The following is an 8,829-nucleotide window of genomic DNA, read 5'->3' on the forward strand; positions in this document are numbered from 1 at the left end:
GCGCCGAAAACGGTGTGTTTTTAATCGGCAAATGGCATTTAACGGACACTACTGTCCATTAATCGATTTTTCAGACGACCTTTGCCGCCTAACGTGAGTTTTCGTTCGACTGAGCATCAGACCCCTAAACCGGCTATACCTTGCCCAAGCATTTGTTGTAAAAATAAAAGCCCGCCAAGTACGTAAATATTCGAACCCTTAATCGCAAACAGCGGAATAATCAGTAACTGAGAAAGAAGCAAGCTGGTGACATAAGCTTTACGGGTACCCAGCCAGTCACCCAGAATCCCTCCTATACAGCATCCCACTGCCGCACCAAAGCCACTAAAAAAAAGCACATCTCCTACGGTATGCGGGTCGTAACCCAGATCCATTTTGAGATAGGTAGGTAAAAGCGCCTGTATCGGCCAGGAGTAAAGGAAAGCGCAAAATACCACCAACATCAGCATCACGCCCGTTGGCCAGCGTTTGCCACTGGTTTGTACCATAAAATAGATAAAAATTGACGCGCAGAAAATTCCCAGGACCCAGATAGTCGCTGCTGGCATCCTGCCGGCAAAACATAAATAGAGCGCAGTGGCGGCAAATGCTGTCAGTGCCAGATTCAGATAACGCAAACGACCACGATAGAGGATTTCGACCATATTAAGGCCCGTTTGACTGTTATTTCCCTGCGTTTTTTGTTGCGCCTTTTCCCAGTCTTCTGCTTCCGGCAAATTTTTACGTAGCCACAACGCGAAGAGAATAGGGAATAAGCCGATATAAAAAAGCATGCGCCAGCCAAAAGCCGGTACGACGTAACTATAAGCTTGCGCGGCGATCACGGCGCCAATTGAGAAGCCCGAAATCAGGAATCCGCTGGCTTTATTACGCATATTTTTTGGCCAGCTTTCCATTACATAGGTTGAACTGGAGCCATATTCTCCGGCCATTCCCATACCGATAAACAAGCGGGCAACAAACAGCGTGGTGTATCCTGGAGCCAGGCCACATGCCAGGGTTCCGCAGGAGAAAAGCACGATACTGCTGATCATGGCTAACTTCCGGCCATAGCGATCGCCCATCGCACCTAAAACCAGTCCGCCAAACCAGCGTGAGATAAACGCTGCGGAAATCAGACTGCTGGCCTGTAGTAACGTCAGACCGAACTCCTGTTTAATATCTGTCAGCACCAACGTAATTATCACAAAATCGAAACCATCCAGAGCATACCCCACCCAGGCGGCTGTAAACGCTTTCCATTGCGCGGCCGTCAGCTGTTTGTACCAACGGGGTGACCTGGTGTCTGGCTTATTCGCACGGGATTGTACTGAATTGCTCATATCGTTGTTCTCCAACGCCCGGAAGCCAACGGGCTGAAATGGGTTTTCGATAACTCAGGCAGCACAAAATTTATGATTATTGGCCATCTCATGCTGTTCAGTGCGCATACCTGTTTCTATTACGCTCCTTAGTGTTTTGCTCCACATTTATTTCCATATAGGAGTAAAACTCCATTGGAGTGTATAAGATCACTCCGTCATTTCAATCTCTGTTGAAGAAAAGTGTGATAAAGAAGGCGAAATACTGATGTGCGTATTACAGGCAGCAGGATTGAGAGGTACAGCGTCGTACTGAAAGTTAATCAGCGCAGATTACAGGGAGAAGAATGGAAGAAGATCGCTTAATTAGCATGATTCTGGCTGATGGCCTGCGTGGTTTTGCGTTTTATTTTTTCAGCCTGAGCCGGATCGGCCTTCACCAGTAAGGCATAAATCAGGTCAAGAACAAATAACTGAGCGATCTTTGTGCCGATAGAGTCTCCTTGCAGCTGCCCCTGCCGGTTTCCGTTGATCAAAACGTAATCGGCCATTTCGGTGATCCGCGAGCCCATATTGTGAGTCAGTGCCACGGTAGTTGCGCCCGCTTCTTTCGCCAGTTTCAGCGCCTGCACCGTTTCACTGGATGTTCCCGAATGGCTAATCCCAATAGCCACATCGCCAGGTTTCATAAGAGAAGCCTGCATATACATGAAATGATTGTTCGTAGCAGCATCTACGCGTAACCCAATACGCATCAGCTTACTTTTGGCGTCTTCTGCGGTGATGCCGGACGAGCCTAATCCAAAAATGCAGATACGATCGGCAGGGCGCATTAATTTGACCACCTGCTCGACGCTTTCTAAAGACAGCAGATTGATGGTTTCCGTCAGGACATTATTAATGGCCGACTGTAGTCTGCCTGCAATAGCCTGTGCGCTGTCAGCGTCCTGAATGTCAGCATCCAGCAAGCTCTCCTCATTATTAGCGCGTGTCGCCACCTCAATAGCCAGATCCATTTTAAAATCCTGAAAGCCTTTATAGCCCAGAGTCCGGCAGAAACGAATAATAGTGGCTTCACCGGCCTGAGTCAGGGCCGAAAGCTCGGCGAGGGAAAGCTGGGTAACAGTAGAGGGTTCGGCCTGAATGTAAACGGCGATACGCTGAGCAGAGCGGGTAAGGCTGTTCTGCATTGCCCCCAGGGCATCAAGGATTTGACCCGGCTTAAAACAATGAACATCAGTTTTCACACGGACACCTCGGGGGAAGAGTGAAAGAATCAACTATTTATCTGGCGTATATGATTACATAGTTGTTTCATATCGTGAAGCGTAGCGCAGAATCTACAGTGTGGCCATGGCCCATAAAGCTGCGCCTACCAGTCCACTGTCCTGACGGTGATAAGCTGGTTGAAGTGGCAGACGAAAGATTTCTGGCAGTGCTCGTTGCATCTCAACGACTTTCTCCAGATAGCCATCTGCCAGGCCGACACTTCCACCCATAACGGCCACCTCCAGATCCAGAGCGATATGCATGTCTGCCAACACAGACGCGACTGCGGTAGCTGAATGATGGATAACTTGCCTGGCCTGCGCATCGCCAGCTCGTGACATTTCAAAAACCTGCGAGGCGGGCAGATTTAACGCCGCACTGATTGCTGTTCCTGATGCGACACTCTCGACACATCCACGGCGACCACAACCGCATAATTTTCCCTGTGGATCAAAAGCGGTATGTCCGATATGACCGGCCAACCCGCTATGACCGATTAACAATTTCTTATTCCAGATAATCCCACCGCCCACGCCGGTAGAAACTGTAATATACAAAGCGTTATCGCATTCATGCTGCAAAGCCTGGTATTCAGCCCATGCTGCCGCCTGACCGTCATTAAGCAGAACGTTCGGTAAATCGCCAATCGACTGAATACAACCCTGCAAAGGAAAATCAGCCAGGCCGCCAAGGTTGACAGGATTAAGCGCGGTTAAACGGCCATTATTAATGATACCCGTTGAGGCAACAGCAATTAAATCGACCTGCCCCAGATACGGTTTAATTAACGTTTCCAGCACCGCCGACAGCTGACCGGCATCTCCACGGGGGGTGGCAACCTGCTGTCGGGCTGAGAGTTTCCCGCTGCTTTCCACTATCGCAGCCGCAATTTTGGTTCCGCCAATGTCCAGTGCTAACGCTTTTTCCATGTGAATGATCCCCATTAAATTGAAAAATCTGTAATAAGCGACGATAGCTGCTCATGCCATTGCGCCCCGCAAATAAAAGATCTACCATGAATGGAGTTATACTTCATTTAAAATATATTATTGGAGTTTGAAGCCATGGAAAAGATCAACATGCGTAAGGTGGATGATCTCCACAACCAGTTAGAAAATGGGCTGGTCGTCTCCTGCCAGCCAGTACCTGGCAGCGCCATGGACAAACCAGAAATCGTCGCCGCAATGGCCTGTGCGGCTCTCGACGGCGGGGCAGCCGCGCTTCGCATTGAAGGCATTAGCAATATTGAAGCAGTGCGCAAAGTTACTGATGCTCCCATTATTGGCATTATCAAACGTGATCTGCCCGATTCAGATGTCAGGATCACTCCCTGGCTGGAAGACGTTGATGCTTTAAGCGCGGCCGGTGCGGACATCATAGCCTTTGATGTCACTCAACGCGCCCGCCCCGTCTCAGTTGAAGCGTTATATCAGCGGGTCTGTAAAACCGGCTGTCTGGCTATGGCCGACGCTTCTTGCCTGAAAGACGGGCTGTTAGCGCAACAAATGGGGCTCGATTTCATTGGTACAACCCTGTCCGGTTATACACAAATGCCTGCGCCCTCTGAGCCAGACATTGAGCTTGTCCGGCAGCTTGTCCAGGCCGGATGCAGGGTAATCGCCGAGGGGCGTTATAACTCTCCCGAACTTGCAGCAGCGGTAATGAAAGCGGGTGCCTATGCCGTTACAGTTGGCTCCGCGATCACACGCATCGAGCATATTTGTGGCTGGTTTTGTGATGCCATTGCTCAACATGAACAGGCAAAACTGACTGAGTATTAATTCCATTAGTCTGGCCGCAAATTTACTTTAATCAATAAGGAAGCACATGAAAAAATTAACAGGTCTGATTGCTGCTCCGCACACACCTTTTGATGCGCAGGGTGAGGTGAATTTTCAGGCTATCGATCAGATTGCTGAACACCTGGTGGATGATGGTGTACAAGGCGTTTATGTCTGTGGCACGACCGGTGAGGGGATCCATTGCTCAGTTGAAGAACGCAAAAAAATCGCTGAACGCTGGGTAAAAGCAGCTCAGGGTAAACTGAGTATCACTGTGCACACGGGGGCGCTCAGTATTAAAGATGCCGTTGAGCTGTCACGACATGCCGAGACATTAGATATTTTTGCCACGTCAGTCATTGGACCGTGCTTCTTTAAACCTGCGAATATTGATGACCTCATTGCCTATTGCCAGGTTATTGCTGCGGCTGCACCTTCCAAAGGCTTCTACTATTACCATTCCGGCATGTCAGGCGTGAACCTGGATATGGAACAATTTCTGCTCAGCGCGGACGCCGCTATCCCTAATTTGTCGGGAATTAAATTCAACAGCGCCGATCTGTATGAATTTCAACGCTGTATGCGCGTTTACGGTGGAAAGTTCGATATTCCTTTCGGCGTAGATGAACATTTGCCAGGGGCGCTGGCGGTGGGCGCTTTGGGTGCCGTTGGCAGTACTTACAATTATGCAGCGCCGCTGTTTCACAAAATTATAAAAGATTTCAACGCAGGTGATCTGGCTGCGGTACAGCAGGGCATGGATCGGGTTATTGCACTGATACGTGTATTGGTCGAATTTGGCGGAGTTGCCGCCGGGAAAGCCGCTATGCAGCTTCATGGAATTGATGCTGGCAATCCCCGCTTTCCGCTTCGTCCATTAACTGTTGAGCAAAAGCAGGTTGTAGTTAACAGAATGCGTGCAGCCCTCAGTGAGTAAAACGCATATTTAATGGGCATCGACAGAAATTCGAAATAATAGCATTGGACAAATATTGCGGTAACCACTCGCCAGCACCTTGCAGGAAGGCGAAGGCCCCTGTATCTCAAATGCGCCGACAGACGAGGTTCTCTGACGATAAGAGGCAGATTGCCGGAAACATATCAGCGAATTCAGGCAAAAAGGAAATATTGTAGTAAAGCCTTAAGCTATCTTTAACGAAACTGCTGAATTCTGGCAACCGTGTTGTGAAATTGCCTTTTTTCAGCAGTGCCGGGCGGGCAGGAAAACGTCATAAAGCCCCGCCCTTTTTTGGCGAGAAAAAAGCCTAAAACTCCCTCGGCGTTTTTTCGTGCCGGAATATGTATTTCGCGAACAAAACCTTGCCGGTGAGAGGGTGATAAACAAAGATCACTCCTTTTGCCTGGCCGTTTTAGCCTGTCATTTTCTCCATAAAATCGACCATAGCGCCGCTGTGGGCATCCACATTGCGAATATAGCGCATCAGCGTTTCTGGTTTTTTCCAGGTGCCTTCCTGCATAATCTGCGCCACCGCATAGCCCTGTTTTGCCATGTCCTGCGCTGCGCCAACGCGCGCACTGTGTCCACTCCAGCCGCGGTAACGGCCTTTATTGGTTCGGGCGGGTTCTGCTGGCCCGACGCTTTGCCATGCCCGAAAGAAAATATCCTCCAGCGCTGGCAGGCTCATCGGCTTAGCCGTGATGATGGCCCGGTTTGAACGGTGCACCGGGCAGAACAGAAAGGCGTCTGGCTCACCCGCCAGGCCAGAAGCGGCTATCCATTCCGTCAGGCGCTGCGTAGACAGCGCGCTGAGCGCCTTGATAAGTCCACCGGTTTGTACAATGGTTTTGGTCCAGGCGACGTCAAGGATAATGCGGCCATCCGCAGCCCGGGTGACATCGCGGACCCGCAGGCGGGAAAGTTCGCTGACGCGTAGCAGAGAGCTGTAAGCCACATGCAGAAAAGCAAGATTGCGCACCTCCCGCAGGCACACGGAACCGGCCCAGTGCTTATCGAGTCTGGTCAGATCAGCCAGCCGGAAAGGCACCGCCTGCCCGGTACGCTCGCCGGAGATAACCGCCGTTCGGTTTATCTTCTTGATAGTACGGAAGACCAAAGGCGACGTGTTCGGCGGCGTCAGCCCGGCGTTACGGTGTAACATTGAAATAAGCGCGGCATGCGTGGCAATCGTCGAAGAGGCCCGCCCCGTTGCCTGTAGATATGAGAGATAATCCCGCAGGTCGGCGGAAGCCATCGGAAGAAAGTTCCGGTCATTTTCCTGTGTCCAGCGCCAGCTGATCCGCATCACGCTTAGTAGCTGTCGCCAGGTATTGGGTGAAAAGGCATCCCGTTCCTGAACGAAAGCTTCGAGACGGTTGGCCAGATCTTCATCCGCACCATGAAAAGCGACAATGCCCCCAGTCTGTATAATTTCTGTCATTTCCGCTCACTTTATCGCCGCTTTATAGATTGATCGCGCTACGTGAATTTAGAAAAAGAAGCAGGGGTCTTACCCGTCAGAATTCACGTAGCGACGCCATTTTCAGTGCAGTATGTGTCCTCTGCATGAACAATGACCGGACATCATTATGTCACCATATCCATATAAATGCTGCCGTACAGTCGGATCTTCAGCAGATCCCCATGATACCTGCGTTTCGTTGTGCTGTCCTGATTTTATATAATGCTTATTATATAAAGTCATTATTCGGTTAATGCACTTCAGACCCGTTTCAAAACGGCTTTTAGACAGGTCTGAAAGAGGCAATTATTTTATGGTATAAACTATAAGTTCTGACTATCAATAATTTCTGCATATGACATAAGGACGAAGTTTTAATAACAGATGGGGAAGGAATTAGCTCTTAACTTTGGATGAGATAAGTTAAAAATTCACTCTATGCTGAATAAATTAAATAACTTTATAATCGAGGGTAAATTAAAACAAGGTGTAATAAAATACAGAAAGATTAAAATTTAATCATCGCAATAAATGACATTATTTGATTAAAATATAAATTCATATATTACAATGATTTTTATTACTCCTCTTCACACTCAGTTTATAAAACCCCTTAAAAAACCAAGCTATTCAATAGAATGCGACACACTTCCTGAAATAAAATCTATATTGGCGGGATGAAACATATTAATAGAAAACTATTCCCCCATAATTAGAATATAGTTTTTACTTTTTAATATCCTGACCCTTTCACCGCCAGTGCTTTCATAATAAATGGCCCAGCCTGCTTCTAAAAGAGCAATAAAACACAAGATTATTTCTTAATCTAAACAATCAAATGCATTTTATAAAAGAAAATTTAAAAAATTCATTCGCATAAATACAATACATCTCGAACGTATTAAAAATAGATAACAGCACGGCAGATAATAACATATTTTATCCTCGGATCCATGTTTATTATCTTATTTGATATGAAAATTTCTTGCATTTCGTTATGTCAAACAGTCTCTCTAAAAAAGTTTATTAAATGAAATACCGTTTGTGAAAACCTTAAAGCTATAATGAATAATTTTGCCTTTTTAAAATACGATCCGCAAATGATCTCTTGTCCTGACGGCTGCGAAAACGCATAGATCAATTCCGTAAACTACCCTAAAGAAGTGAGCCAGTTTTAAATGACGCCTTGCGTGGCACTATCACAACGGGGAAGCTATGACAGAATTCAGAAGCAATAAAAACGTTATCCATACGTTATTGTAAAGGCTGAAATAAATCAGTGGCGAGACGTAAGAATTGGGAAAACCGCTGGGATAAAAAACACTGTGGTTCCGAGCGCTGCTGACGACAGGGTAAACGACGTAACGTAAGTTGAACAACATGAATAACATCATTTCCAGCGACTAAAAGCATATTGAGCGAGGAAACCATGGGCAAAATTACATTAATAAAAGATGATATTACGAAAGTGACTGCAGAAGCGATTGTCAACGCAGCGAACTCATCATTACTCGGTGGCGGCGGTGTTGATGGGGCAATTCATCGTGCTGGCGGACCCACGATTCTGGCTGAGTGTCAGAAAATAAGGGCTCATCAGGGCGGTTGCAGGGTGGGAGAGGCTGTCATCACAACAGCTGGAAAATTACCTGCCAGTTATGTTATCCATACCGTAGGGCCACGCTGGCAGGATGGTCATCATGACGAAGAAAATCTGTTAAAAAAAGCCTATTTAAGTTGTTTTAAACTCATTGAAGAACACGGAATAAAAACAGTTTCCTTTCCCAATATCAGTACCGGAATTTATCATTTCCCCAAAGAAAGTGCTGCAACGATTGCGTTGGCAGTAATTACACAAGGTGTGCAGGACAATCCCGGTATCGAGAAAGTTAATTTAGTCTGCTTTGATGAAGAAAATTATCGGCTATATTTTAAACTGTACTAGCTCAGACCTGATCTGACAGTTACCGGTTATTTATACAGGTGTCTGTCAGATTAAATCTGGTTCAGATTCTTTTCTGCCCAGACCCGTTTTCCATCAAGTAACGTGGCCATTGGCGT

General features: G+C 47.3%; 6 protein-coding genes and 1 pseudogene. 3 read left to right on the forward strand and 4 right to left on the reverse strand.

The genetic code is table 11. The annotated features are described in order from the left end of the window. Nucleotides 1-125: 125 nt before the first annotated feature. The 3 genes and pseudogenes from QRY16_RS21020 to QRY16_RS21030 all read right to left on the reverse strand — a co-directional run. Nucleotides 126-1,322 (reverse strand): annotated as a pseudogene (locus QRY16_RS21020) (sialate:H+ symport family MFS transporter); the annotation flags it as partial. Between the two features lie 341 nt (nucleotides 1,323-1,663). After that, nucleotides 1,664-2,548 (reverse strand): MurR/RpiR family transcriptional regulator, encoded by an 885-nt coding sequence (locus QRY16_RS21025; RefSeq protein WP_289777937.1) that lies wholly within the window; start codon nucleotides 2,546-2,548, stop codon nucleotides 1,664-1,666. Between the two features lie 93 nt (nucleotides 2,549-2,641). Continuing rightward, nucleotides 2,642-3,499: an N-acetylmannosamine kinase gene (locus QRY16_RS21030; protein WP_193406829.1), complete on the reverse strand. Its 858-nt coding sequence runs from the start codon at nucleotides 3,497-3,499 to the stop codon at nucleotides 2,642-2,644. A gap of 150 nt (nucleotides 3,500-3,649) precedes the next feature. Between QRY16_RS21030 and QRY16_RS21035 the strand changes: the two genes are divergently transcribed. After that, a complete protein-coding gene (locus QRY16_RS21035) occupies nucleotides 3,650-4,351 on the forward strand; it encodes an N-acetylmannosamine-6-phosphate 2-epimerase (protein ID WP_289777941.1) in 702 nt (233 codons plus the stop codon). A gap of 46 nt (nucleotides 4,352-4,397) precedes the next feature. Beyond that, nucleotides 4,398-5,288 carry a dihydrodipicolinate synthase family protein gene (locus QRY16_RS21040; protein ID WP_289777938.1) on the forward strand — a complete coding sequence of 297 codons (891 nt, stop codon included), beginning with the start codon at nucleotides 4,398-4,400 and terminating at the stop codon, nucleotides 5,286-5,288. A 433-nt stretch (nucleotides 5,289-5,721) separates the two neighbouring features. Here QRY16_RS21040 and QRY16_RS21045 read toward each other — a convergent pair whose 3' ends face one another. After that, complete coding sequence (locus QRY16_RS21045; protein WP_289777939.1) at nucleotides 5,722-6,750, reverse strand: tyrosine-type recombinase/integrase; 1,029 nt, start codon at nucleotides 6,748-6,750, stop codon at nucleotides 5,722-5,724. Between the two features lie 1,450 nt (nucleotides 6,751-8,200). Here QRY16_RS21045 and QRY16_RS21050 point away from each other — a divergent pair. Further along, nucleotides 8,201-8,713 carry an O-acetyl-ADP-ribose deacetylase gene (locus QRY16_RS21050; RefSeq protein ID WP_289777940.1) on the forward strand — a complete coding sequence of 171 codons (513 nt, stop codon included), beginning with the start codon at nucleotides 8,201-8,203 and terminating at the stop codon, nucleotides 8,711-8,713. Nucleotides 8,714-8,829 lie beyond the last annotated feature (116 nt).

The organism is Mixta mediterraneensis (assembly GCF_030283135.1).
In the GTDB taxonomy this organism is placed as follows: Bacteria; Pseudomonadota; Gammaproteobacteria; order Enterobacterales; family Enterobacteriaceae; genus Pantoea; species Pantoea mediterraneensis.